The 23,962-nt window shown below is 65.2% G+C and carries 25 protein-coding genes and 1 pseudogene; 16 read left to right on the top strand and 10 right to left on the bottom strand.

Annotation, left to right across the window (positions count from 1 at the left end):
• Window positions 1–44: 44 nt before the first annotated feature.
• On the bottom strand, window positions 45–269 hold the full coding sequence (locus QZY44_RS16075; RefSeq protein WP_295448191.1) for a hypothetical protein: 225 nt from the start codon (window positions 267–269) through the stop codon (window positions 45–47).
• Between the two features lie 208 nt (window positions 270–477).
• On the opposite strand from QZY44_RS16075, the gene QZY44_RS16070 reads away from it, so the two are divergent.
• The 3 genes from QZY44_RS16070 to QZY44_RS16060 are packed head-to-tail and all read left to right on the top strand — an operon-like array spanning window position 478 to window position 2,330.
• Entirely contained in the window at window positions 478–1,614 is a 1,137-nt protein-coding gene (locus QZY44_RS16070) for a putative sulfate exporter family transporter (protein ID WP_295448188.1), read from the top strand.
• Window positions 1,615–1,629: 15 nt separating this feature from the next.
• Window positions 1,630–1,860 (top strand): hypothetical protein, encoded by a 231-nt coding sequence (locus tag QZY44_RS16065; protein WP_295448185.1) that lies wholly within the window; start codon window positions 1,630–1,632, stop codon window positions 1,858–1,860.
• 17 nt (window positions 1,861–1,877) lie between these two features.
• Window positions 1,878–2,330 carry a universal stress protein gene (locus tag QZY44_RS16060; protein WP_295448183.1) on the top strand — a complete coding sequence of 151 codons (453 nt, stop codon included), beginning with the start codon at window positions 1,878–1,880 and terminating at the stop codon, window positions 2,328–2,330.
• Here QZY44_RS16060 and QZY44_RS16055 read toward each other — a convergent pair.
• Entirely contained in the window at window positions 2,269–3,726 is a 1,458-nt protein-coding gene (locus tag QZY44_RS16055) for a glycosyltransferase family 39 protein (protein WP_295448180.1), read from the bottom strand. The genes QZY44_RS16060 and QZY44_RS16055 overlap by 62 nt on opposite strands.
• A gap of 419 nt (window positions 3,727–4,145) precedes the next feature.
• Here QZY44_RS16055 and QZY44_RS16050 point away from each other — a divergent pair, with 419 nt between their 5' ends.
• The gene (locus QZY44_RS16050) at window positions 4,146–4,559 is read left to right on the top strand and encodes a CopG family transcriptional regulator (RefSeq protein WP_295448177.1); all 414 of its coding nucleotides are present in this window, start codon (window positions 4,146–4,148) and stop codon (window positions 4,557–4,559) included.
• Between the two features lie 22 nt (window positions 4,560–4,581).
• On the top strand, window positions 4,582–5,715 hold the full coding sequence (locus tag QZY44_RS16045) for a PHB depolymerase family esterase (RefSeq protein WP_295448174.1): 1,134 nt from the start codon (window positions 4,582–4,584) through the stop codon (window positions 5,713–5,715).
• A gap of 137 nt (window positions 5,716–5,852) precedes the next feature.
• Here QZY44_RS16045 and QZY44_RS16040 read toward each other — a convergent pair whose 3' ends face one another.
• From QZY44_RS16040 to QZY44_RS16010, 7 genes are all read right to left on the bottom strand, one after another.
• The gene (locus QZY44_RS16040; RefSeq protein ID WP_295448171.1) at window positions 5,853–6,620 is read right to left on the bottom strand and encodes a GvpL/GvpF family gas vesicle protein; all 768 of its coding nucleotides are present in this window, start codon (window positions 6,618–6,620) and stop codon (window positions 5,853–5,855) included.
• Window positions 6,617–6,994, bottom strand: coding sequence for a hypothetical protein (locus QZY44_RS16035; protein ID WP_295448169.1), 378 nt, complete (start codon window positions 6,992–6,994; stop codon window positions 6,617–6,619). The genes QZY44_RS16040 and QZY44_RS16035 overlap by 4 nt, the downstream gene beginning before the upstream one ends.
• A gap of 162 nt (window positions 6,995–7,156) precedes the next feature.
• Window positions 7,157–7,375 carry a gas vesicle structural protein GvpA gene (gene gvpA, locus QZY44_RS16030; RefSeq protein ID WP_020503491.1) on the bottom strand — a complete coding sequence of 73 codons (219 nt, stop codon included), beginning with the start codon at window positions 7,373–7,375 and terminating at the stop codon, window positions 7,157–7,159.
• A gap of 510 nt (window positions 7,376–7,885) precedes the next feature.
• The gene (locus QZY44_RS16025; RefSeq protein ID WP_295448166.1) at window positions 7,886–8,413 is read right to left on the bottom strand and encodes a DUF2939 domain-containing protein; all 528 of its coding nucleotides are present in this window, start codon (window positions 8,411–8,413) and stop codon (window positions 7,886–7,888) included.
• Window positions 8,410–10,311, bottom strand: coding sequence for an ATP-binding cassette domain-containing protein (locus tag QZY44_RS16020; RefSeq protein WP_295448163.1), 1,902 nt, complete (start codon window positions 10,309–10,311; stop codon window positions 8,410–8,412). The genes QZY44_RS16025 and QZY44_RS16020 overlap by 4 nt, the downstream gene beginning before the upstream one ends.
• Before the next feature lie 176 nt (window positions 10,312–10,487).
• On the bottom strand, window positions 10,488–12,014 hold the full coding sequence (locus tag QZY44_RS16015; RefSeq protein WP_295448161.1) for a YifB family Mg chelatase-like AAA ATPase: 1,527 nt from the start codon (window positions 12,012–12,014) through the stop codon (window positions 10,488–10,490).
• A gap of 31 nt (window positions 12,015–12,045) precedes the next feature.
• On the bottom strand, window positions 12,046–12,312 hold the full coding sequence (locus QZY44_RS16010; protein WP_295448158.1) for an accessory factor UbiK family protein: 267 nt from the start codon (window positions 12,310–12,312) through the stop codon (window positions 12,046–12,048).
• 375 nt (window positions 12,313–12,687) lie between these two features.
• Between QZY44_RS16010 and QZY44_RS16005 the strand changes: the two genes are divergently transcribed.
• The 8 genes and pseudogenes from QZY44_RS16005 (at window position 12,688) to QZY44_RS15970 (ending at window position 20,347) form a co-directional block, all read left to right on the top strand.
• Window positions 12,688–13,524, top strand: a complete 837-nt coding sequence (locus tag QZY44_RS16005; protein WP_295448153.1) for a TorF family putative porin — start codon at window positions 12,688–12,690, stop codon at window positions 13,522–13,524.
• 76 nt (window positions 13,525–13,600) lie between these two features.
• A complete protein-coding gene (locus QZY44_RS16000) occupies window positions 13,601–13,939 on the top strand; it encodes a P-II family nitrogen regulator (RefSeq protein WP_295448150.1) in 339 nt (112 codons plus the stop codon).
• An 83-nt stretch (window positions 13,940–14,022) separates the two neighbouring features.
• Window positions 14,023–15,300, top strand: a complete 1,278-nt coding sequence (locus QZY44_RS15995) for an ammonium transporter (RefSeq protein ID WP_295448231.1) — start codon at window positions 14,023–14,025, stop codon at window positions 15,298–15,300.
• 260 nt (window positions 15,301–15,560) lie between these two features.
• Entirely contained in the window at window positions 15,561–16,877 is a 1,317-nt protein-coding gene (locus tag QZY44_RS15990) for a homoserine dehydrogenase (RefSeq protein WP_295448147.1), read from the top strand.
• A gap of 144 nt (window positions 16,878–17,021) precedes the next feature.
• On the top strand, window positions 17,022–17,267 hold the full coding sequence (locus QZY44_RS15985) for a UPF0175 family protein (protein WP_295448144.1): 246 nt from the start codon (window positions 17,022–17,024) through the stop codon (window positions 17,265–17,267).
• A gap of 1 nt (window position 17,268) precedes the next feature.
• Entirely contained in the window at window positions 17,269–17,787 is a 519-nt protein-coding gene (locus QZY44_RS15980) for a DUF3368 domain-containing protein (RefSeq protein ID WP_295448141.1), read from the top strand.
• Between the two features lie 33 nt (window positions 17,788–17,820).
• Window positions 17,821–19,004: pseudogene (locus tag QZY44_RS15975) on the top strand (formylglycine-generating enzyme family protein).
• A 236-nt stretch (window positions 19,005–19,240) separates the two neighbouring features.
• Window positions 19,241–20,347 carry an L-dopachrome tautomerase-related protein gene (locus QZY44_RS15970; protein WP_295448135.1) on the top strand — a complete coding sequence of 369 codons (1,107 nt, stop codon included), beginning with the start codon at window positions 19,241–19,243 and terminating at the stop codon, window positions 20,345–20,347.
• A 133-nt stretch (window positions 20,348–20,480) separates the two neighbouring features.
• On the opposite strand, the gene QZY44_RS15965 is transcribed toward QZY44_RS15970, so the two are convergent.
• Window positions 20,481–22,040: a diguanylate cyclase gene (locus QZY44_RS15965; RefSeq protein WP_295448132.1), complete on the bottom strand. Its 1,560-nt coding sequence runs from the start codon at window positions 22,038–22,040 to the stop codon at window positions 20,481–20,483.
• Window positions 22,041–22,416: 376 nt separating this feature from the next.
• Between QZY44_RS15965 and QZY44_RS15960 the strand changes: the two genes are divergently transcribed.
• The 3 genes from QZY44_RS15960 to QZY44_RS15950 form a co-directional block, all read left to right on the top strand.
• A complete protein-coding gene (locus QZY44_RS15960; protein WP_295448129.1) occupies window positions 22,417–23,247 on the top strand; it encodes a hypothetical protein in 831 nt (276 codons plus the stop codon).
• An 84-nt stretch (window positions 23,248–23,331) separates the two neighbouring features.
• On the top strand, window positions 23,332–23,553 hold the full coding sequence (locus tag QZY44_RS15955) for a DUF1656 domain-containing protein (protein WP_295448127.1): 222 nt from the start codon (window positions 23,332–23,334) through the stop codon (window positions 23,551–23,553).
• Between the two features lie 16 nt (window positions 23,554–23,569).
• A partial coding sequence (locus tag QZY44_RS15950) for a biotin/lipoyl-binding protein (protein WP_295448124.1) occupies window positions 23,570–23,962 on the top strand: 393 nt, incomplete at its 3' end.

Raw genomic sequence — 23,962 nt, 5'->3', positions numbered from 1 at the left:
GTCTGTCGTGGCGCCGCGGCAGTCTGCGTCGGCGTGATTTCAGTCTATCGCGGCGCCCCGCAGTCTCTGTCCGGCTGATTGTTGTTCTGGTGAATGGTGGGATACCAGTGCGCATTGAGCAGCGCATCGCCAATCGACAAGGACGATTGGCCGACCGACTCCAACCGCCACCAGTATTGATCGAACGGCAGGTCCCGCCGGCCATCATAGCATTTTTCGGTGCGTAGACGCAGCCACAGGTCCGCGATGCGAAAGACCGGCAGGTACAAGTAAAGGCCGGCCGAGAACCTGCGTGGCAATCCAGCGAATGACAGCCGGCAACGCCGCGTGGTGACGAAGCCCGCAGGATAGCAAATCCCTTGTCCTCGCGTCGCCGCGCGCCTATTCTGGCCGGGCCGCGCGGGTCTTGGGCGGGCTTGGGGCGCGTCCGAACCCGCGGTGCATAAATCGTCAAGCGCCGGGAACGAGGAGGACCACATGACCGATATCGACTTCTATAAACGCCTGCCCCGCGTGCTGCCGGGGCTGGCGCTGATCGTGCTGACCATGGTCGTCATCCGCAACTGGATCGAACCCTGGATGACAGACGCGGTGGTCTTCGGCCAGAAGGGCTGGCTGATCAAGGTCACCCACCTCAATTACATCCTCCTCGGCATCATCGCCGGCCTGCTCTACCGCAATCTGCTCTTTCGCGGGCGCATCCCCGCCCTGTTCGAGGACGGGTTCAAGCTCTCCCGCCTCCTGATCAAGACCGGGATCATCCTGCTGGGGTCGCTCTACACGGTGCAGGCCATCGTCCAACTCGGGGCCATGGCGGTCCTGCTGATCGGCGGCTTCGTGATCCTGAGCCTAGTCCTGGTCCTATGGCTCGGCCGGGTCTTCGGGCTCGAGCGCTCCATGACCGCCGTCCTGGCGAATGCGCTGAGCATCTGCGGGGTGAGCGCCGCGGTGGCCACGGCACCGGCGGTGGAGGCCAAGGCCTCCCATGTCGCCTATGCCATCGCCACCATCCTGGGTTTCGGCATCCTCACCATGTTCATCAGCCCCTTCATCGGCCATGCCCTGGGGCTCACCGACCTGCAATACGGGGCCTGGGTCGGGACCGGAATACTGAATTCCGGGCAGGTACTGGCCGCCGCCCTGGCCTTCAATCCCCAGGTCACGCCCGGGAGCGCGGTCTCGGTGGCCGAGATCTGGAACATCATGCGGGTCATCTCCATCCCCTTCGCGGTCTTTGCGGTCACTCTCTGGTATTGGTCGGGCAAGACCGGGGAGACCGGCGAGCGCAAGGGCCTGGGCACCCTGCTGGTGGAAAAGTTCCCGGTCTTCGTCATCGGCTTCCTGGTCATGGTCCTGCTGACCAGCCTGGGGGCCTTCGGCGATGTCGGTCTCAAGGGCGGGCCGGCGGCCTCGGACACGATCAAGATGCTGCGCCTGTGGATGACCTGGATCTTCGGCTTCGGGCTGGTCGGGCTGGGGGCCTATATCGATTTCAAAGAGCTGGCCCAGGCGGGGGGTGCACCGCTCAAGGTCGGCCTGCTGGTCGGCGTGACCAAATATGTGCTGGCGCTGGCGGTGGTGCTGCTGATCCGCGACTATCTGGTCGCCATCTGAACACGGGAGAGACTCATGGCCAATGAACATACCGGCAGCGAGACCATCGGGGCAGCGGGCGACCGCGGCACCATGACGCTGTTCCGCAGCGACCGCGCCGAGGACCTGGGTGCCATCGCGCTCGCGGTCCTGGTGGTCGTCGTGGTGGTGGTACTGACCGTCTTCATGAAACCGCCTGCCGCCGCCAAACCGGCGCCGGCCGCGCCCCCGGCACTCCCCGGCCCGGGCGCGGCGCCCGGGCGTTGAGGCCGCCGGGACCAGCGGTGTGCTTCGGCCACATCCTGGTCGCGGTCGACGGCTCGCAGGCCTGCGCCGCGGCCCTGGGGCACGCGCGCTGGCTGGCCCGTCAGGGGGACTCCACCCTGACGGGCATCTTTGTCATCGACACCGGCTGGGCGGACTTCATCGGCAACGACTGGCAGTCATCCAGCAACGCGCGCCAGGGGTTTCTGGACCACATCGGACGCGAGCAGGACGCGCAGGCGCAGGCGGCGCGCGGCCAGTTCACGGCGGCCGCCGCGGGGCTCGGCGACGCCCGCTTCGAGCTGGCCGTGGGCGATCCGGTCCGGGTCCTGCTCGCTCGCCTCAACGACCCGCAAACGGACCTTTTCATCTTCGGCCGGCGCACCTTTCAGGTCAGCGGCAGACCCAGCCTCAAATCGGCCGCCCGCACCCTGGCGCGGCACGCGACCCGGCCGCTCTTGCTACTGCCCTGAGCATTACCTCGATCTGCGCCCCGGCAAAGACCAGGATCACCGGGAAGCACTCCAGTACATACCGGGGCTCGGGATTCTCCAACGTCCCCAGAAAGGCCGAGCGCAGGGCGACGAAGCCGATCAGCAGCCCGGCCCCCGGCGCCCGCCGGAAGCTCCACATCCCCATGACGGCCACCGCCAGCAGCAGCGCATTGAGCAGCGCATAGCCAATCGAGAAGAGCGACTGGCCGACCGACTCGAACCGCCACCAGTATTGATCGAACAAGAGCTCCCGCTCGCCATCATAGAATTGTTCGGTGCGGGGACGCAGCCAGATGTCCGCGATGCGAAAGACCGGCAGGTACAGATAGTAGCGCAGCGGGTCGCGAGCGATCCGCTCCGCGGCCAGCGCGCCGAATTGGGCATCCAATTCGGGACTGAGCTGGGAGGTCTCGTTCAGTGTCCGAAAGAGCGCGAGCGTCCGTTCACCCTCTGGTGGCGTGTCCCACGCCAGGGACGGCACCTCGTCGAGCACGATCGGCTCGGGGGCGGGAGCGACTGAATTGACCTTCCAGAACACATCGTAAAGGGTGGCGAACTCGGCCGGCCAGGTCTTGTACCAGCGGTAGAAGCCCACCGGTGAGTATTCCGCTGGCGCAGTGAAATTGCGCGGCGCCAGGGGCTGAAGCTCGTGGAAGGTAACCCAGTTGCGCCACGTCCAGGGCGTCAGCATGAGCACCACGACAAGCGCGCTGGCGGTGCCCGCCGTCAGGACTTGCCGTTTCTCTGGTGCGCGCAACAGCCGCCAGGTCAGAAACACCCCCAGGGCCATCAAGAGCATGATCCCGTCCGGTCGCAACAGGGTGGCGGCGCCGATGGCCAGGCCGCAGACCAGCCACCAGCTCAGCCCGATTCCCGCGCCTCCCCGCAGAACAGCGTTCCCTTTGACGGCAGCCCACAACGCGAGCGAGGTGAAAAAGATCGACCAGGTCTCGGTCAGTGCCACCGCGGCATAATTGGCCGTGAAGGGACAGAGCGCCGCCAGCAGCAAGACGGCCAGCGCCGCCCCCTCGCCCATCAGCACCAGTGCGATTCCAGCCATCAGCAGACAGGAGCCGAGATCAACCAGGACCTGGATGAGCAAGACCGGTCGATAGTGCTGATCGCCAAAGACCGCAAAGACCGCGGCGAGAAAGGCCGGGTATCCCGGCAGCCGCACATCGGTGGGGATCACGGTGCCGTCGACCAGGCTGCCGTAGGTGCCATACTGGAAGGCATTACGGCCCAACTCGGCATAATAGACGGTGTCGTCGTCGAAGCTGACCGGAAACCAGAGGACGCAGCACAGCCGCAGTGCAGCCGCGGCCGCGCAGGCATAGACGAAGAAGCGCGGGTGACGACGCATCAGGTTGATCATGGCGTCACCGCACCCGGCAGGACCGACAGGCAGGAAAAGCCGCACAGTCGGCAGAGGCGTGCAAGGCGTGACGCGGGGCGCATGTTGGCGGGCGCAAAGGCCAGTGTAGAACTTGCATATCGATCACGCTGATGGCACCGGTTACCGAATCGCACCGTCCGAGCGCGGAGCATAGCAAAGTCCTTGTCCTCACGGTGGCGACCTCACCGGCGATTGAGGCCGAGACCGCCCGTAACCACAACCGCGGCGGATCGCACCGAGGTTCACACCTGACCCCGCCGATCCGTCTTGCTGCAAGGAGATAGCTCCCATGACCCAACCCATACCGCCCGACAGGCGGCAAACGCCACCTTGACAGGCGCCAACGATGGCCTAATATACCATCCATACAGATGGCCTGCGGATGGTAGACACCCGAGATGAGCGTACACGCGATTTCCCCGAAGATTGCCGAGAGCGAGAAAATCACCATCAACCTGGGACTCGTCGATCTCGGACAGATCGACCTCCTGGTCCAAGAGGGCTTTTACTCCAACCGCACCGACCTGATCCGCACCGCGATCCGTAACCAACTGGCCACGCACGCCGAGGCGCTGCGCCAGACCATCGCCCGGAAGAGTTTGGTGCTTGGTCTGCAACATTATTCACGCGCCGATCTGGAGGCGGTACAGCAGGCGGGGCAGCGGCTGCAGATTCAGGTGCTGGGCCTAGCCAGCATCGGCGCCGATGTGTCGCCGGAATTGGCCCTGGCCACCATCGAGTCGCTGGTCGTGCTGGGCGCCCTGCACGCCAGCCCGGCCGTCAAGACTGCGCTCGCCGGACGTATCCGCTAACCCCACACAGGAGCAGATGAAGATGAACGAACAGATACTCGCCGGCATGCGCGAGGCGATGTCACTGCTGCAACAGGACGGGGCAGTCGCCGCCACCGGCAAGATTCAGCAAACGCTGTGGGACCTGATGGCGGCAGGCACCTGGGCCGGCGCCCCTGCCGCCCGGGGCGTCGGCACCGCGCCACTGGACAGCACAGCAAACCCGGTCGGCACGGTCGGCAGATTCGTCCCGGACTTGCTGGCCCGGTTGGGGGTTGCCACACCGCCGGCAGGGGCGGTTAACGAAGTGCCGCTATCAGCCCCCGGCGGGGCTCCCGTTGCGGGCCAGTTCCTGGCCGGCTCGTTCACCAATCATGACGGCACCCGCGCCTACAAACTGTATGTCCCGACCACCTACCGGGGTCAGGCCCTGCCGCTGGTGGTTATGCTGCACGGCTGCGGCCAGGACCCGGACGACTTCGCCGCCGGCACCCGGTTGAATCTGATGGCGGAGCAAGAGCCCTGCCTGGTGCTGTATCCGGCGGCCAACGGCAGCGGGTGCTGGAATTGGTTCAACGCGGGCGATCAACAGCGCGACCAGGGTGAGCCGGCCATCATCGCGGGCATGACCCGAGAGATAATGGCGACCTATCAGGTTGATCCGACTCGGGTCTATTGTGCCGGCATGTCGGCCGGCGGGGCGATGGCGGCGATCATGGGCGCCACCTATTCCGATCTCTACGCCGCGATTGGCGTCCACTCCGGCGTGCCTTATGCGGCGGCGACCGACATGCTGTCGGGGATGGCGGTCATGCGGGGCGGCGGCACAGCACCCGCCAATGCAGACCTGCAAGGAGTACCGATTATCGTGTTCCACGGCGACCGCGACGACACGGTCCATCCGCGCAACAGTGACCAGCTCATGACTCAGTCCATCGCGGCGCAGGCCTCAGCTAAGGTCAATAGGGGGCAGGCAGGGACCGGCCATGCCTATACCCAGACAGTGCATGAAGGCCCCGACGGAACCCCGGTGGCCGAGCAGTGGCTGGTGCACGGGGCGGGTCACGCCTGGTCCGGCGGCAGCCGCCGCGGCCGTTTCACCGACGGCCGGGGACCAGATGCGTCACGGGAAATGATGCGGTTTTTCGCCGCCCAGTCGCGGCCGGCAGCGCAATGAGGTCGTCGCAAGTCCAGCGCGTCAGAGGGTCTTGAGCATCACGGCCGCCATCGGCGCTAGACGCGCAGAGCGCCTAACACAGGCGTGACACCGCGCAGCGGTGTCACGAGGGGTTGGAGTGCGGCGCTGCCGCGCGATCAGAGCTGGATGTCCATCTCCACGAAGTTGTGCGGCGCCCACGGCCCGGTGAAGTCAAAGGCGTAATTGTCATCGAAGGGGTGAGCCGCCTGGCCAACCACCTCTTCGAACCGCTGCAAGTCGTCGCGGCGCACCAGGCAGGCCAGGTTCATGACCTCTTTTTCGGAGCGGCATTTGTTGCGCTTGATCTCGCGGCAGCAGGTGCGCAGTGCGGTCTCGACCTGTTCGGTATAGGTCTCACGGTCCTCGTCCAGCAGGGCCCCAAAGCGGCTACCCAAGGTGATCATCTGGTCCTGGGTCAGATTACTGCCGCCGCTGAAGAAGTCATCGCGCAGTTCCTGCAATTGCGGGTGGGCGGCGACGAAGTACTCAAAGATATTGGGGACGTCCCAGGTCACGCGCAGCCCCATCTCCACGCAATCCGCCACCCGTTTGAGTTGGTCCACGAAGACCTCGTGGTTGTCCCGCAGGATGCGCACGAGTCCGGCGTCATCGTCCGCCAGCAGGCCGAAGGCAGTCGGCAGGGGCGTCACCGTTTGCAGCAGTTGCTTCAGCACCTCCTGATGGGCGGCCATATTGCGGCGCTGAGGGCGGATGCGGGCGGCCTTCAGATTGCTGACCACCGCAGCGACACCCGCATCTGCGATGGTGTAAACCTCGGCCCCCTCAAGCCCGATGGGCCCCAGGCTTTGCTGGCCCTGATCGGAGACGATCGCGTAGATATAGCGCCCGGCCGCCGCGCTCGAATTATTCGCCTTGTCTGTCACTTGGTCTTCGCCCTCAGTTGGGCCGGCAACACGCGGGACTTGGCGACCGCCCCCCGCCAAGCCTGGCGGCCAGCCTGACGCTCATCGGCCAAATCATTGACCAGCGAGACCGTCTCGCGCTGAAGCTCAGCGACACTGCCCCCGAGTTGGTCCAGGAAGGCGACGCGATCGGCACGCGCAGCCTCGACCATGCTCGCGTGTGCGTCACGGAAATCGGCCTGCAGCGTCTGCACGCTGTCTTTCAGGTCGCTCATGAAGGCCTGTGCAGCGCCCGCTACGTCCTCGCGGGTATCGGCAATCAGGGTTTGGCGGGCGCTACGCTCCACTTCGATCTCGTCGCGCAGTCGCGCCATGTCCTCGGCAAAACGGCCCATTGCTTGCTCCCAGTCATTACTTATGGAATCGTACCAGGAGCAAGTGGAATCCCGCACAGCCGAAAACCGGGGTCGTGCGGTTGACCACTCGACCCGGTTAAAGAGATGCCGCCCGCATGCCTAGGGCATCACAACGGCATCTCCCAAGCGCGCAATGCGCTATCAGGCCGGCGCGGCGGCGGGGGCGGTGAGGCCAATCGCCTCGGCATACTTCAGGTACGTCTCGACCGAGGCGATGACCACGCGGGCTTCGACGGCGAGCAGCTCGATACCGACCAGGGAGACTTTCAACCACGCATCAATCACGATGCCCTTGTCCAGGATGCGGTCAACGACTTCGGCCAGGCTGGAAGAATCGGTGGAGTTGGCGACTTTTGCCATTTTATTAACCCTCTGAACGTCAGAATAAATGCACATGATGTGCGTCGGAAGCGAACCTACCGGGCCTGGGTCGCATGCCGAATCCATTCACACCCATCCCCGCCGATCGAGGCACCTGATCCGCTCACTTCGATTAACGGGGTCAGGGCTTCCCGGTGTGGCATCCTGCCGGCTCGGTCGCTTGGTTGGAATAAAGCATACGACGTGCCAGCATTCAATGCAGCCGACGAAAATCGCTAAAATAAATAAAATACAATCACATCCATTTTCAAGCCGCGACCCTGCGCCGAGCGTTCTGGGGGGGACGGCCATTCGGGGCTATGGAATAGATTCCATACCTCTGGCATCAGCCCCCTAGTACACCGAATCACTGGGGATGTTCCTCCCCATACACATCCACCCGCCCGTGAGACGCGGCAACGACAGGACTGACCACACGATCACTCTGATCCATCTGCCGTTTTTCGCGGTCCGAGCGCTCGGCCGCACCCTGATCGCGGACGAGCCGGTTCAGTAATAGAGGGCCCGGACCCGCCAACTGAGACCCGTGAAGCCGATACGGACAGTAACCGGCACCTGGGATTCGCCGCCCAGGCGCAGCGAGAAATACAGCGGATCGTCGAAACGGACACGCGAGAGCGCTGGCCAGAGGCCCGCCTCGGACGGTGAGTGCGCCAGCATCCGCTCCCGCACCCATTCGAGCGTAACCGCTTGATCCAGGGCGGCGGTGCCGTCGCGCCGAATACCCTCCTCCAGCCAGGTGATGAAGGCATCAGACAATGGGCCGATGGTGCCGATGGCGTCCTTATTGAGCTTGCGGCGGAGCGCGTCCCTGACCGCATCCAGATCGACCAGGCGCCCCAGGGCCGCCTGGTCGCCCCGGACCAAGGCGCGGTCCAGCTGCCACAGGGTGATGAAGGGCCACACCAGATAGGCGATCACGATCAGGGCCGGAAACGCCAGGGCGTGGGCGATGCGGCGTCGACGGCCACCGACCACCGCGCCCCGCAGAGTGTCGGCCGCTGGCCGCTGCCTCATGCCAGGTCCGCCTGGCGCTGCTCCAGCTCCTCGCCAACGTCCAGCCACTCGGACTCAGTGGCCGCCAACTCGGCGGCCACCCGGTTGCTCTCCTCCATGAGGGTCAGCAGGCGCGGCTTGGCCTCGGGCGCGTAGAGCGCCGGTTCTGCCAGGGCCGTCGCCAGTTCGTGACGCCGCACGGCCAACCGCTCCAAGGTTCGCTCCAGGGTCTGGAGCCGGTTGCGCAGTGGTTGCAGTGCCTTGCGCACATCCGCCGACTGGCGGCGCTGCTGCTTACGGTCGGCGCCCTCGCGGGGGTCGGCGACGGGTCGCGCGCCGTCACGGTCGGGGTCGCGCGCGGCGAGCCAGGCGGGGTAGTCATCCAGGTCGCCGTCGAAGGGCGCGACGGCCCCGCCGTCCACCAGCAACAGGGTGTCGGCCGTGACGCGCAACAGGTGACGGTCATGGGAGACCAGCACCAAGGCCCCCTCATACTCCTGGAGCGCCTCGCTCAGGGCGTGACGCATCTCCAGGTCCAGGTGGTTGGTCGGCTCGTCCAACAGCAACAGATTCGGCCGCTGGCGGATCAACATGGCCAGCACCAGGCGCGCCTTCTCTCCGCCGGACAGCGGCGCCACTGGCCCCACACAGCGATCCCCATCGAACCCGAAGCCACCCAGGTAGTTGCGCAGGACTTGCTCGGTGGCCTTGGGGTCGAGGCGTTGCAGGTGCTTGAGCGGGCTCTCGTCGATCCGCAGCTGGTCGAGCTGGTGCTGGGCGAAATAGCCGATCTTGAGTTCCTGCGCGGTCGTACGACGGCCCGCGCTCGGGGCCAGGTCCCCGGCCAGCACCTTCACCAGTGTGGACTTGCCGGCCCCGTTGCGGCCGAGCAGACCGATGCGGTCGCCCGGGTTGAGGCTCAGGTTCACCCCCTTCAAGATCGGCCGGTCCGCATATCCGGCAGCGAGCCCCTCCAGACGCATCAACGGGTTCGGCAGATGGGTCGGGGCCTCGAAGCCGAAGTGGAAGGGCGAGTCCACATGGGCCGGGGCGATCAGCTCCATCCGCTCCAGGGCCTTGATCCGGCTCTGGGCCTGCCGGGCCTTGGTCGCCTTGGCGCGGAAGCGCTCCACGAAGCTGTGGATATGGGCCACCTCACGCTGCTGACGCTCGTAGGCGGACTGCTGCTGGGCGAGCCGCTCGGCACGCTGGCGCTCGAAGGCCGAGTAGTTGCCAGCATAGAGTGTGAGGCGCCCCTGTTCCAGGTGCAGGGTGTGACTGACCACCGAATCCAGGAAGTCCCGGTCGTGGGAGATCAGGATCAGGGTGCCCTGATAGGACTTGAGCCAGCCCTCCAGCCAGATCACCGCGTCCAGATCCAAGTGGTTGGTCGGCTCGTCGAGCAACAGCAGGTCCGAACGGCACATCAGGGTGCGCGCGAGCGCGATGCGCATCCGCCAGCCACCGGAATAGCTATTGACCGGTCGACGCTCATCACCCGGGGCGAAGCCCAGCCCATGGAGCAGGCGCCCGGCGCGACTCTCGGCACCATAGCCACCAATCGACTCCAGATGGCCGGCCAGCTCCCCGTGGCGCAGCCCGTCCCCGACCGCGTCGGCAGCGGCGAGCTCGCGCTGGATGCGCCGCAGTTCCTGATCGCCGTCCAACACGAACTCGATGGCGGGATCAACGCTGTCCGGGGTGTGCTGGGCGACATGGGCCAGCTCCCAGCCCGCGGGCAGTGAGCAGGCCCCGGTGTCCGCGTGCAGGTCCCCGCGCAGTAGGGCAAACATGCTGGACTTGCCGGAGCCGTTGGCCCCCACGAGCCCCACCTTCTGCCCCGGATAAACGGTCAGCGAGGCCCCGGAGAGCAGCAGCCGCGGACCGCGGCGCATTGATAGATCGGTGAGTTGCAACATCGTCGAGGTTAGGTCCAGCGGAGAAATAGGTAGTCGGTAGGGTGGATAAGCGCAGCGTATCCACCATCCCGGCCGCCGGGAAGCGCTGATGGATGCGGCGCGACCAAGCCCAGTGCCTGATCTGCAAGAATCTCGCGCGCGCCTTAATCCACCCTACGGTTATTTTGGGAGATAGTCTACGTCGTCCCCCGGTCCAGCCGCCGGTAACCCACCGCCTCGCCCAGATGGGCCGGCGTGATGGTGTCCGCGCCGGCCAGGTCGGCGATGGTGCGGGCGACCTTCAATATGCGGTGATAGGCGCGGGCCGAGAGTGCCAGCCGGGTCAGTGCCTGCTGCATCAAGCGCTGGCACTGGTCATCGAGTGCGCAGTCGCGTTCGATCTCGCGCGGGCGCAGGGTGGCGTTCGGTCGGCCGGCCCGGGCCTGCGCCCGCTCCCGCGCCGCCGCCACCCGCCGGCGCGTCGCCGCGCTGCCCGCCTCACCGCCAGTCACACCACCCGGGGTCGGCCCGGCCAGTCGCGTCAGGTCAAACCGCGGCACCTCCACATGCATGTCGATGCGGTCGAGCAGTGGGCCGGAGATGCGCCCACGATAGCGCGCAACCGCCTCCGCCGTGCAGTGGCAGCGCCCGCTGCTGTCGCCCAAGTAACCACAAGGGCAGGGATTCATGGCCGCCACCAGCTGGAACCGCGCCGGAAACTCCGCCTGGCGGGCGGCCCGGGAGATATGGATGTGTCCGGACTCCAGTGGTTCGCGCAGCACCTCCAGCACCCGCCGATCGAACTCCGGCAACTCGTCCAGGAACAGCACCCCCAGGTGGGCCAGCGAGATCTCACCCGGGCGCGGATTGCTCCCCCCGCCCACCAGGGCCACCCCGGAGGCGGTGTGGTGCGGGGCGCGAAAGGGCCGTTGCCGCCAGGTGGCCGGGTCGAAGGCATCGTGGTCGCTGATGGAGCGCAACGCCGCACTCTCCAGCGCCTCGGCCTCGCTCAGCGGCGGCAAGAGCCCGGGCAACCGGTTGGCGAGCATCGACTTGCCGGTCCCCGGCGGACCGATGAACAGCAGGCTGTGGGCACCGGCAGCGGCCACCTCCAGGGCGCGCTTGGCATGTTCCTGACCCCGTACATCGGCCAGGTCCGGGTAGTCCGGGTCGCGCTCCACGGTCACCTCCGGCACATAGAGCGGCAGCGGCTGGGTGCCATTGAGATGTCCGCACACCTCCATCAGATGGCGCGCCGGACGCAGCCGCAGCCCCCCCACCAGGGCCGCCTCCGCCGCGTTCTCGACCGGCAGTATGAGTTCCCGCCCGGCGGCGCGCGTCGCCAGGGCCGCGGGCAAGAGCGCGCTGACCGGGCGCAGGTCGCCGGACAGCGCCAACTCACCCAGAAACTCATAGTCGCCGAGTCGGCCGGACTGGACCTGACCGGAGGCACCCAGGATCCCGAGCGCGATGGCCAGGTCGAAACGCCCACCCTCCTTGGGCAAGTCCGCCGGTGCCAGGTTAATGGTGATCCGCCCCAGCGGAAACTGGAAGCGCCCATTGAGCAGGGCGCCGCGCACCCGATCCTTGCTCTCTTTCACCGCCAACTCCGGCAGCCCGACGATGGACAGCGCCGGCAGCCCCCCGGCCAGGTGGACCTCCACGGTCACCAACGGGGCCGCAATCCCCTCCCGGGCCCGGCTATACAGGACACAGAGCGACATGATCGGTCAGTCACCCTGCGCCGTGGTTTGATCAGTCGGCCCGCGCCTGGCTGGCCGCCAAGGCCCGCTCCAGCCCAGCCACCTGGAGCTCCAGGCGGGAAAGTTTCTCGCGGGTACGGGCCAATACGGCGGTCTGGACATCGAACTCCTCCCGGTTCACCAGGTCCAGTCGGGACAATCCGGCCTCCAGCGACCCACGCAGATTGCGCCCCAGGTCCTCTTGCAGGGCCTTGAGCCCCTCGGGCAAGGCGCCGGCCAGGCGCTGGGCGAGTTCGTCGAGTTGTTTGGGATCGAACATGTCAGGAATACCTCAGGTAGGGCCGCGGCACGACTGGCGCCCGCGGGGAGACAGGGTTTGGACAGCATTATAGGGAGTCGCGCCGAACCCGTCTTTCGCCGCCGCCCGTACGGTGGCCGCGCTGTTTTGGTGCAAGAGCGGGCCACCAGCCCCCCAGACCCGAGCGCACATGGTGCGCGCGCCTGTGGCGATTTCGTCACAAGCCGCCCGTTGCCGTGGCGAATCGGGCACAGACAAAGATGGCACGTAAACTGCTTTAACTGAGACCAAGACAGGCCGTCTGAGCAAGTGAGCCTGCCCAGTCACTCAGGCCGAGTACCCTCGCGGACACCCAGAACCGCTAGCCACCCTGTAAGAACAAAGAGACACGAAGAGATGAAGACACCACACCTCCGCACGGCCGTCGCCCTGAGCGCCCTGGTCATGTCCGGACTCGGCACGACAGCCCTGGCGGCGGGCGAGTCGCCCCACGACCTGAAGGCCAATGTCGCACTGACCACCAACTATCTCTACCGCGGCATCAGTCAGACCAATAATGGCCCGGCCGTCCAGGGTGGCTTTGACTACACCTATGTCCCCTGGAGCCTGTATGCAAGCGTCTGGGGCTCGAACGTCGACAGTTCGTCCGCCAGCGGCTATTACACGACGACCACCGCCGCCGGCCAAACGGTGGTGAGCAACGCGAACGACCCGACGGCCACTTATATACCTTTAAAGGCCCCCGGCTACAGCGGCGCCCCCATGGAATTGGACCTGAAGGCGGGCTGGGCACCCACGTTCGGCAAGCTCGGCCTGGATCTCGGCTACCTGCGTTATCAATATCCGCGCACGACCGTCTCGGCCAACAATACCAACGAGTATCACCTCGGCCTGAGCTACGACATAGCGGGCTACGCTACGCCAAAATTCACGGCGAACTACAGCGACAACTTCTTCGGCTTCAAGTCCGCCTGGTATTACGACCTGACGGTCCCGGTGAACCTGCCCTATGCCTTCACCCTCACCGGCCACTATGGCTGGACACGCTACAACAACAGCGCGGCCAACGGCGGCGGCGCCAGCTATGACGACTACAGCGTGGGCCTCTCACACGAGGTCTATAAGGGCGTCGTTCTCACCGCATCCTGGGTGGACCGCAACAAGCACAACCTGTGCGCGGCACCCTTCCAGTGCGGCAGCTACGCCGTCGCAACACTCTCCAAGACCTTCTGACCACCATCTATCAGCAACCCTCCCCCGGAACGCCCGGGGGGTACCGTCCATTGCTAAATCATCGGAGCTTTGAGTCATGAAACTGATTTCAGCCATCATCAAGCCTTTCAAGCTCGACGACGTGCGCGAGGCCTTAGGCGATATCGGCGTCTCGGGCATCACGGTGACCGAGGTGAAGGGCTTCGGCCGCCAGAAGGGCCACACCGAACTCTATCGCGGGGCCGAATATGTCGTTGATTTTCTGCCAAAAATCAAACTGGAGATTGCGGTCGACGACGGCCTGGTTGACAAGGTGATCGAAGCCATCACCAACGCTGCGCGCACCGGCAAGATCGGCGACGGCAAGATTTTCGTATTCAATCTGGAACAGGTCTGTCGCATCCGCACCGGCGAAACCGGCTCGGAAGCCCTGTAGGCCCTGCAAGAGGAGAACACAAGGTGAAATCGAGTACCCCCACCCCATTCCTCGGGCGCACCATCGGCGCCGCCCTGTTGGGCCTGACCCCGGTCCTGGCCCTGGCCGACGGCACCGCCGCCCCGGCCGCCCCCGTCATCAGCTCGGGCGATACCGCCTGGATGCTGACCTCCACCGCGCTCGTGCTGTTCATGACCATCCCCGGGCTCGCGCTCTTCTACGGCGGCCTGGTGCGCGCCAAGAACGTGCTCTCGATCCTCATGCAGTGCTTTGCCATCACCGCCCTGGTGACGATACTCTGGACCATTTACGGCTATAGCCTGGCCTTCGGCAACGGTGGCGCGCTGAACAGCTGGATCGGCGGCCTCGACAACCTGTTCCTCAAAGGGATCGGGCTCACTTCGATCTACGGGACCCAGACGATCCCCGAATCGGTCTTCATGACCTTCCAGATGACCTTCGCGATCATCACCCCGGCACTCATCGTCGGTGCCTTTGCCGAGCGCATGAAGTTCTCTGCCCTGATGTGGTTCATGGGGCTCTGGCTGACCTTCGTCTATGTTCCGGTCGCCCATTGGGTGTGGGGCGGCGGTTTCCTCGGCACCCTGGGCGTGCTGGACTTCGCCGGCGGCACCGTGGTGCATATCAACGCCGGTATCGCCGGTCTGGTCGCCGCGCTGGTATTGGGCAAGCGCAAGGGCTTTCCCACGACCGCCATGCCGCCCCATAACCTGGGCTATACAGTCATCGGCGCCTCCATGCTGTGGGTCGGCTGGTTCGGCTTCAACGCGGGCAGCGAGCTTGCCGCCGACGGGACGGCCGGCATGGCCATGGCCGTGACCCAGATCGCCACCGCCACCGCGGCGCTGGCTTGGATGTTCGCCGAGTGGTCGGCCCACGGCAAGCCGAGCGTGCTCGGTATCGCCTCGGGTGCCGTCGCCGGCTTGGTCGCCATCACCCCCGCCTCCGGCACCGCCGGCCCGATGGGCGCCATCGCCATCGGCCTCGCCGCCGGCGTGCTGTGCTTCCTCGCCTCGACCAAGGTCAAGCGCATGTTCCACTATGACGACGCACTCGACGTGTTCGGTGTACACGCCGTCGGCGGTATCGTCGGCGCCATGCTCACCGGTGTCTTCGCCAGCGCCGCCTTGGGCGGCAAGGGCTTGGCCGAGGGGGTCGGCATCGTCGGGCAGGTCATCACCCAGGGCATCGGGGTCGGCACCACCCTGGTCTACACGGCGATTGTGAGCCTAATCCTGCTCAAGCTCGTGGATTGGACCATCGGCCTGCGCGTCACCGAGGAACAGGAGACCGAGGGCCTCGACCTCGCCCTGCACGACGAGCGCGGATACATCCTCTAAGCCCCGCGGCGACCGGCTTCGGCCGGCCGCACCCACCAAGGCCAGACCTGTCACGGGTCTGGCCTTTTTTATGGTCCGCCCGGCGTGACCCGCAGACCCCGGGCTGGCGGCGCCCACGGTTTCAATCAACCGGGCGCAACGGTAAACTTCCAGGCCCTTGACTAGCCACCAGAGGTTGCCGTGGTCATCCCCGAGTGCGATTTTCGCCCCATCGAGCGCGTGCCGCCCTCTGTCTTCAACATCGTCAACGAGGAGTGATTATGGAACCGGTCAAGATCGGTCTGTTGGGCCTGGGCACTGTCGGCAGCGGCACGGTCATCGTGCTGACCCGTAATGCCCGGGAAATCGCACGCCGGGCCGGCCGCGGGATCGTCATCGCGCACGCCGCGGCGCGCGAATTCAATCGCGATGCCATCCCCGGGATCGAGGCAATCGGGCGGATCGGGGAGGACGCCTTCGCGGTGGTGGATGACCCGGAGATTGAGATCGTTGTCGAACTGATCGGCGGCTATTCCCCGGCCAAAGAACTGGTGCTGCGGGCCATTGCGAACGGTAAACACGTAGTCACCGCCAACAAGGCACTGATCGCCCGGCACGGTAATGAGATCTTTGCCGCCGCCCGCGAACGCGGGGTGATGGTCGGATTCGAGGCGGCGGTGGCCGGCGGCATCCCAATCATCAAGGCACTGCGCGAGGGCCTGGCCGCCAACCATATCGAATGGATCGCCGGCATCATCAACGGCACCGGCAACTTCATCCTGACCGAGATGCGGGACAAGGGTCGGGACTTCGCCGATGTACTCGCGGAGGCGCAGGCGCGCGGCTATGCGGAGGCGGATCCGACCTTCGACGTCGAGGGGATCGACGCGGCGCACAAGCTCACCATCCTGGCCTCGCTCGCCTTCGGTATCCCACTCCAGTTCACGCACTGCTTCACCGAGGGCATCTCGCGGATCGAGGCCCAGGACGTCGCCTACGCCGAACAACTCGGCTATCGCATCAAACACTTGGGCATTGCGCGGCGGCTTCCCGAGGGCATTGAATTGCGGGTACACCCCACCTTGATCCCTCATCGGCGCCTCATCGCCAATGTGGACGGGGTGATGAACGCGGTGCTGGTGAAGGGCGACGCGGTCGGTCCCACGCTCTATTACGGTGCCGGCGCCGGCTCACTGCCCACCGCCTCCTCGGTGGTGGCCGATCTGGTCGACGTGGTGCGGACCCTGACCACGGACCCGAGCAACCGGGTACCCCACCTTGCCTTCCAACCGGATGAATTGGCCGACACCCCGATCCTGTCCATGGATCAGGTGGAGACCGCCTACTACCTGCGCATGATGGCCCGCGACGAGCCCGGGGTCATGGCCCGTATTGCCAGCATCCTGGGCGAGCAGGGCATCAGCATCGAGGCCATTCAGCAAAAGGAACCCGGCGAGGGTGATACCCATGTGCCGCTCGTCATGCTCACCCACCGGGTGCGCGAGGGCCAGATGAACCAGGCCATCGCGCAGATCGAGGCGCTGGGGTCGGTGCAGGGGGCGGTGATGCGGATTCGGATGGAGAATCTGGCGGGGTGAGTGGCCTCACTCTCGTGACACCGCTGCGCGGTGTCACGCCTGTATCTGCGGCGCTCTGCGCCCCAAGTTCCGCTGCTCTTAGGGATCATCTAGCGGCGCTAGATGACTCTCAAGAATCACATAACACACTGAGGACTGACGATCATGGCGCTTGTCATCCCCGACGAAACCCTCTATGCCTGGCATCTGACGACGGCCGAGATCAGACAGGAGCTGGCGGTATTGCTGTTTGAGAAAGATCGGCTGACCCTGAGTCAGGCGGCTACGTTCGCCGAGATGCGTCCGATGCAATTCCAGCATCTGTTGGCTAGCCGAGATATCTCTCCGCACTACGATGTGGCGGAATATGAACAGGACTTAGCTACTTTGCAGCAATTAGGAATGCGCTGACGTGATCGTCAGTAACACCTCCCCAATCATCAATTTTGCCTGCATTGGCGAACTCGATCTTCTGCCTGCTTTATATGGCGACATTGTGGTGCCGCCCGCCGTTTTTTCTGAGATCACGGCAGCCCTTCCCGATGCCCCGGGTGCCGCAGACGTTCGAACAGCGACTTGGATTCAGCAGCAATCTATCGCAAATCGGCCCTTGGTCGCTGCACTGCGTCTGGATCTGGATGCTGGAGAGGCCGAGGCGATTGCCTGTGCATTGCACCTCAAGGCCAAGCTGCTCTTGATCGATGAGCGGCGCGGACGGCGTGCGGCCCAAGAATTAGGCCTTCCCGTGATGGGTTTGATGGGGGTGTTACTGGTGGCTAAGAGCAGAGGTATGGTCAGTCGCCTGCGTCCAATATTGGACGATCTGCGGCATATTGCCGGCTTTTGGATCAGCGATGCTGTTGTATGCCCGTATACTACAGGATGCCGGCGAATCGCGATAAGCGAGGTCCAGAATGTGCCACTGCCGTGATTAACGAGGACGCGCGCGACAGGGTGTGAACTGATGTTGGTATGCAGACATTGCACCCAGCCACTGGGTTGGATAATCGAATATTGTCCATTTTGCGGCAAGGCCCACCCGATTGCTGCAGCGGAAGATGCGTCGCCAGCTCCTGCGCCAGATACGGTGCCAATGCCGGCCCAGCAGGCCACGCCTGATTTGATCGAAGCCCCTCTGGAAGAGGAAACGGCGGGGCGGATCGGGCTGCCGCGCATGCCGTCCATCGCTGAGGCCCTATCAGACGATGGCCTTGATGGTCATTCCGACCATGAGAAGGCAGGTCAAGGCTTTAGCCAGTCGACCGCGGCCCGCAGCGGCCCTGGTCCGGCTAAAGCCTCGACCTCCAGTCGGGACCTGGGGCGAGGTCGGCGCTGGTGGTGGCCGGTGGTGGTTGGGGTTGGCCTTACGGTGCTGGGTCTCATTGTCTGGTATCAGTGGTGGGGCCACGACCCGGTGCTCAATCCCCTGCTCAATCCCCCTATGGTGCATATCCCCGCCGGCAGCTTCTTGATGGGCTGCCAACCGGCTGAAAAGATCTGCTTTCCCGACGAGCAGCCAGCCCGTTGGGTCCAAGTTCAAGCCTTTGAAATGGGCAAATACGAGGTGACCTTTGACGAATGGGACGCCTGCGTGGCCGACCGCGGCTGTACCCAGAAACCCAGCGATGCAGGTTGGGGCCGTGGCCGACGCCCGGTCATTGTCTCATGGGACGACGCGCAGCAGTATGTCACTTGGCTAACCCGCAAGACCGGCAAGCCGTATCGCGTGCCCAGCGAGGCCGAATTGGAATATGCGGCTCGCGCGGGGACCCGGACCGTCTGGTCATTCGGCGATGACGAGAAGACCCTGGGCGACTACGCCTGGTTTGGTGGAAACGCTGGAGACAAGACCCACCTGGTCGGCGAAAAGCGGCCCAACCCATGGGGCTCCACGATGTGCATGGAAACGTTTGGGAATGGGTGCAAGACAAATGGCACGACGGTTACCAGGACGCCCCTGCGGATGGTCGCCCTTGGAAAGACGCTACGGGTGTGAGGCGCGTGGTGCGCGGCGGCGGCTGGTTCGGCCACGCCAGGGACACCCGCTCCGCGCGGCGCGACCGCAGGGGACCGGCCGACCGTGACGGCCTTCTGGGCTTCCGGCTGGCGCGAGGTACCCAGTCCGGCCCGGAGAAGGCAAGCCGGTAGGGAAGCGGGGACTGCCCGCGCAAGGAGCGAGCGGTAGCGAGCGGGAGGCGGGGGCAGTGCGGCGCTGCGGGTGGCCGATGAATGCGCACATCCATCCTCTCATTCCTGCGCTCCGTGCCGATCCCTGTCGCACCGCCAGCCCGCGCGACGCTCCCGCCGCAGGACACTGTTGAAACAGCAAATCCGAGACCCAAGTCACCGCCACACCCCGCCGCCCGAACCCTGGAGATTCTGCCATGCGCCCACCGATCGCCGCCCTGCTATGTGCCCTGCTGCCGCTGGTGTCGCTCCCCGCCGCGGCGGATGAGCAACTGACCGCCGGTGCCATCGAGTCGGTGGCGGAACTTCCCATCAACCCGGGCAATGCGGCGGTGACCGCCAAGGGGCGGGTCTTCGCCACCGTCCATCAGTTCCGGCGCGCCGAGGCCCAACTCATCGAGATCACCGGGCCGCACAGTTACCGGCCCTGGCCGGATAAAGCCTGGAACGGGGCCTTCGGCTCTGGACCCGACGTGCTCAACAGTGTGCTCGGCATCCGTATCGACCGCCGGGGTCGCCTGTGGGTGCTCGACAACGGCCTGGGCGAGCCGCCCCAGGTGCCCAAGCTGGTGGCCTTTGCGCTCGCCGACGGCAAGCCGGTCTTCCGCTATGACTTCCCGCCGGAGACCGGACCCGTCGGGAGCTTTCTCAACGACCTGGTGGTGGACGATGCGCGCGGCTTCGTTTATATCGCGGACCCCGGCGGCAGCCATGAGCCCGCGTTGGTGGTGGTGGATCTGAATAACCGGACCTCTCGGCGCTTTACCACCTCGCCGACCCTGCAAGCAGAGAACGTCGACATCGTGGTCGAGGGCCGACTGCTCGGACCGCGGGGCGCGGACGGCACGGTCAAGCCGGCCCGCGTCGCGGTAAACCCCATCACCCTGTCCGCGGACGGCGAGACGCTCTATTTCGGGGCGATGAACGGTGAGACCTGGTACCGGGTCCCGGTGCGGTTGCTGCGTGAGGGCGCGGACGACGCGACCATCGCCGCGGCCATCGCGAAGGCCGGGCGGAAGCCGGTTTCTGACGGGGCCGCCACCGACACCGCCGGCAATCACTATTTCACCGATCTCAATCACAACGCCATCGCCGTCCTGCGCCCGGATGGCCGGTTGGAAACCTTGGTCGAGGACGACCGGTTGCTGTGGCCGGACTCCCTGGCGTTTGGCGAGCCTGGATGGCTCTATATCGCCGTGAACCAGCTAGAGCGTTCCCCACCACTGAATGGCGGGGTCGACGCCGGCCAGCTCCCTTACCGCATCATGCGCGTTTATGCGGGTGGCGATGCCAATCAGGAATGATGGCCGCAAAAAGACAGGAGGTCGAGGCTTTAGCCAGTCAAAATTACATCGGCGCAGCCCCGATCCGGCTAAAGCCTCGACCTCCAGTCAGAATGTCCGGGCGGAGGCCGGAACGATGACCAAGCCCACACACTCAGGCCGCCAATAGGGGAAAATATTTCCGGTCCTCGATCAAAATATGCTGGGCCACGAGTTCATGCGCAAGATATTGAAAGATCTCCCCCACGCCGAGTTGCTCCTGCGCGAAGCGGTCGGCGAACTGCTCGGCACGCGCCATCAGCCGCTGGTGAAGCACGCAATGGGGTTCGGCCTGCGCATACCCGAGCACCCGCATGATCGCCTCCTCGTCCATGAAATGGTGCTTGATCGAATCCACCAACACGCGGATTAACGCCATGATTTCCGGCTTGGAGCGATTGTCCAGGATCGCGCTGAGCAGCTGATTGGAGTGGTCGAACAAGGCCCGGTGTTGGTCGTCGAGCTGGGCACTGCCCGATTCATAAGCAGGGCTCCAGATCAATGCGACGAAGTGACCGCCTGGGTCATCGCCCTGCGGCCCCTGGCATTCGGTCTCGACGCGGTTGCGGCCCGCCGCCTTGGCGCGATAAAGGGCCAGATCGGCGCGATGCAACCAGGACTCCCAGGTATCGCTCGCCTGGCAGGTCGCCACGCCGAAACTGGCTGTCACCTTGATCCCCCCGCCAAACGCATGCCCCGCCAGTGCGCTGCGAATGCGTTCGGCGAGCGCAACCGCGTCTGGCAAGGTGCTGTCGGGTAGCAGCAGCACAAACTCCTCGCCGCCCCAACGCCCGAGCACGTCGTTGGCACGGATACAGTCTTGCGCGATGCGGCTGAACCCCCGCAGGATCCGATCGCCGCTGGCATGTCCGAATTTGTCATTGATCCCTTTGAAATGATCCAGATCGACCATGATGACGGATACCGGATGCCCGTGACGCACGAAGCGCGCCATCTCCGTCTGCGCTGCCTCATCCAGGCGGATACGGTTCCAGGTCCCGGTCAACGGATCCTGCATCGCCATCAGGCGGGTGCGTTCATCGGCACGCTCCTTCACCATGAGGATGAAACCCAGTGAGACGACTATCAGGGTAACGAAGGTGGAAAGAAAAAGCAGGGTCCGCAACGGCGTTTCCTGCATGAGGTCGGTGGCGTCCTCCGCGCCCAGCGCGGCGCCAATGAGGCGCACGACGTGACTCGCGATCATGATCGTCAAGCCGAAAAACACCAGGTGCTTGCCACGCCCGTTCACCGCGTGTTTGCGACTCCCCAGGACGCGCATCACCATCAGCAGCTGAGCTGAAAAGATCACGCTACTGACGATGACTCGCATCGGGAGATCCGACATCAGCAGGCCGTAGGCGCCGGCGAGGATCAGCGGCGGCCCCCAGAGGAGGCTCGGGGCGATGCGGCGCTCCAATAATTGCGCGATAGCGGCCAGAAACAGCGACTGACTACCAGCCAGCACGACATTGGCAACCATAATGGATACGAAATCCGGAATTTTGGTCCGCAGGGCGAGCAACACCAGCGCCATCGTGTAAAGGATGAGAGCCCCGGTCCAGAGTTGCAATCCGTCCCTGTCCTGACGGCGCGCGACCCACCCCAGCGAACATGCCAGGGTGGCGCTCGCTGCAACGTTCAATAACACCATGGTCGGAATGTCGATGCGCATGTTGCCGTCTTCAGTCTGGTTTATCGACCCTCGAACGCCTGGTGTGCTGGCGTCGGTGGGCCTGACAGCCGACGCCGAAGGGATGATCGAGGCTGCCGACAGGACCCCAGTTGCAACATACTCCAGACTGCGGCGTGGCGCTCGGGTCCCTGCGCCGTCCCCACCCACGGGCAGGCCGATGGCACGCCGGGGAACCAGGTGACGCCGGTTGCATCGGCTGGCGGCGGGCTTGATCATAGTTCATGGGCGGTGGCCGGACGGCAACCCCCTGCTCGCCCGCCGCACTCCGTTCACGTCTATGACGCAGCGGATTGGCACGAGACTAGACCCCAAATTTTACCGTTTTGCGACCCACCCAAGTGGGCAGGAGTCACCCGTGACGCAGTTAAGACTGTTGGTCTGTTTGTTGGCCTTGCTGGTGGCTGGCTGTGGCGGAGAAACTGCGCAACGCACGGCGCCGCCACTGGGCAGCGAAGCGGCGCCGACGACCGCCGGTTCCACCGCGCCGGCGTCGGGCGCTGCTAGTGCTGAGCAGGCGGCGCGGGCCAAGCCGGAGCGGCCTGGGCTCGGCACCGTCTGGGGCGAAAACCGGGACAGCCGCGTGCACCAGGTCAATTTCACGCGCCAAACGCCCGACCGTCCCTTTGCCGTCCTATCCCTTTATTACAATGACCGGGCGGGTATCGCCGCCATGATGGGGCACGGACCGCAACCGGAGGACGCAGAGAATGCGTTTGCCGTCGGCGACAGTCGGCTGGCGGTGCGTCTGCTCGATGAGCACGGCCGCCCCTTGCCCAGCGCGCACCGGGCCGATCGGAACTATGTGATCGGCGAGCACGGGCAGCGTTATGTCATTGAGATCCGCAACCCCACCGGCAACCGCGTGGAGGTGGTGACCACGGTGGACGGACTCGACGTGATGGATGGTGGCCCGGGGGCATATGCGAAGGGCGGCTACCTGCTCGACCCTGGGACCACCCTCGTGATTGACGGCTTTCGCCGCAGCGCCCAGACGGTGGCCGCCTTTCGCTTCGGGTCAGTGGCCAACTCCTACGCGGAGCTCAAGGGCGAAGGTCGCAACGTGGGCGTGATCGGGGTCGCCTTCTTCGATGAGGCCGGGGCACGCTGGCCATGGACCACACCGGAGGTCCAGCGTCGACAGAGCGCTGACCCCTTCCCGGGGCAATACGCACAGCCACCCCGCTAGTGCCGAGATGCCCTTTATCCTTGAGGTTTGTTACCATTTGCACCCTGACGCGCCCACCCCCTGCCATAGTCCGGCGAGGATACCGTGAACTTAGTCCCCGTCGATATCGAACTGAGCGGTATCTATTTCCCGCCCTGGCTGGGGTCGGCCCTGCTGGGCCTGGCGCTGGCGCTGGCCATCACCACGCTGGCGAACTGGACCGGGCTCAGCCGCTTTGTCTGGCATCCGCCACTGTTCTTCACCGCCTTGGTGGTGCTGTGTACCGTCGTGGTCGGCGTCACCCTGGTACCGTCCTTTGTCGGCTGATCCGCAAGCCCCGCCCATGAGCATCGCCAACCGCCTCAGTCGCCTGCTACCGGCCGCGATCCGCGTAAGCGTGACGGCGGCGATGGTCGCAGTCGCCGCCTTTGCGCTCCACTGGGTCTCGCAGCAGCGTGACGCACATCCCTGGACCCGCGATGGGCAGGTCATGGCCCAGGTGGTGCAGGTCGCACCGCGGGTCGCAGGGCCGGTGCTGGCGGTGCATGTGAGCGACAATCAACGGGTGCGGGTGGGCGACCCGCTGTTCACCCTGGACCCGACCCTGTTCGAACAGGCCCTCAAGCAGGCACAGGCGGATCTCACGCAGTTGCAGGCCCAGGCCGTCGATGCCGCCGCCGACGCCCGACGGGCCACCGAGCTGCTCCAGCGTAAGGTCCTCTCGCAGCAGGATTAC

Source organism: uncultured Thiodictyon sp., from assembly GCA_903837595.1.
Lineage (GTDB): Bacteria > Pseudomonadota > Gammaproteobacteria > Chromatiales > Chromatiaceae > Thiodictyon.
Note: the sequence above shows the minus strand (reverse complement) of the source record. Positions and strands in the feature narration are given on the sequence as shown.

What these genes read in the sequence shown, in the direction of transcription:
- QZY44_RS16070 (WP_295448188.1), top strand. Translation starts at nt 478, where the DNA reads ATGACCGATATCGACTTCTATAAACGCCTGCCCCGCGTGCTGCCGGGG.
- QZY44_RS16065 (WP_295448185.1), top strand. Translation starts at nt 1,630, where the DNA reads ATGGCCAATGAACATACCGGCAGCGAGACCATCGGGGCAGCGGGCGAC.
- QZY44_RS16055 (WP_295448180.1), bottom strand. Translation starts at nt 3,726, where the DNA reads ATGATCAACCTGATGCGTCGTCACCCGCGCTTCTTCGTCTATGCCTGC.
- QZY44_RS16050 (WP_295448177.1), top strand. Translation starts at nt 4,146, where the DNA reads ATGAGCGTACACGCGATTTCCCCGAAGATTGCCGAGAGCGAGAAAATC.
- QZY44_RS16045 (WP_295448174.1), top strand. Translation starts at nt 4,582, where the DNA reads ATGAACGAACAGATACTCGCCGGCATGCGCGAGGCGATGTCACTGCTG.
- QZY44_RS16035 (WP_295448169.1), bottom strand. Translation starts at nt 6,994, where the DNA reads ATGGGCCGTTTTGCCGAGGACATGGCGCGACTGCGCGACGAGATCGAA.
- gvpA (WP_020503491.1), bottom strand. Translation starts at nt 7,375, where the DNA reads ATGGCAAAAGTCGCCAACTCCACCGATTCTTCCAGCCTGGCCGAAGTC.
- QZY44_RS16025 (WP_295448166.1), bottom strand. Translation starts at nt 8,413, where the DNA reads ATGAGGCAGCGGCCAGCGGCCGACACTCTGCGGGGCGCGGTGGTCGGT.
- QZY44_RS16020 (WP_295448163.1), bottom strand. Translation starts at nt 10,311, where the DNA reads ATGTTGCAACTCACCGATCTATCAATGCGCCGCGGTCCGCGGCTGCTG.
- QZY44_RS16015 (WP_295448161.1), bottom strand. Translation starts at nt 12,014, where the DNA reads ATGTCGCTCTGTGTCCTGTATAGCCGGGCCCGGGAGGGGATTGCGGCC.
- QZY44_RS16010 (WP_295448158.1), bottom strand. Translation starts at nt 12,312, where the DNA reads ATGTTCGATCCCAAACAACTCGACGAACTCGCCCAGCGCCTGGCCGGC.
- QZY44_RS16005 (WP_295448153.1), top strand. Translation starts at nt 12,688, where the DNA reads ATGAAGACACCACACCTCCGCACGGCCGTCGCCCTGAGCGCCCTGGTC.
- QZY44_RS16000 (WP_295448150.1), top strand. Translation starts at nt 13,601, where the DNA reads ATGAAACTGATTTCAGCCATCATCAAGCCTTTCAAGCTCGACGACGTG.
- QZY44_RS15990 (WP_295448147.1), top strand. Translation starts at nt 15,561, where the DNA reads ATGGAACCGGTCAAGATCGGTCTGTTGGGCCTGGGCACTGTCGGCAGC.
- QZY44_RS15985 (WP_295448144.1), top strand. Translation starts at nt 17,022, where the DNA reads ATGGCGCTTGTCATCCCCGACGAAACCCTCTATGCCTGGCATCTGACG.
- QZY44_RS15970 (WP_295448135.1), top strand. Translation starts at nt 19,241, where the DNA reads ATGCGCCCACCGATCGCCGCCCTGCTATGTGCCCTGCTGCCGCTGGTG.
- QZY44_RS15965 (WP_295448132.1), bottom strand. Translation starts at nt 22,040, where the DNA reads ATGCGCATCGACATTCCGACCATGGTGTTATTGAACGTTGCAGCGAGC.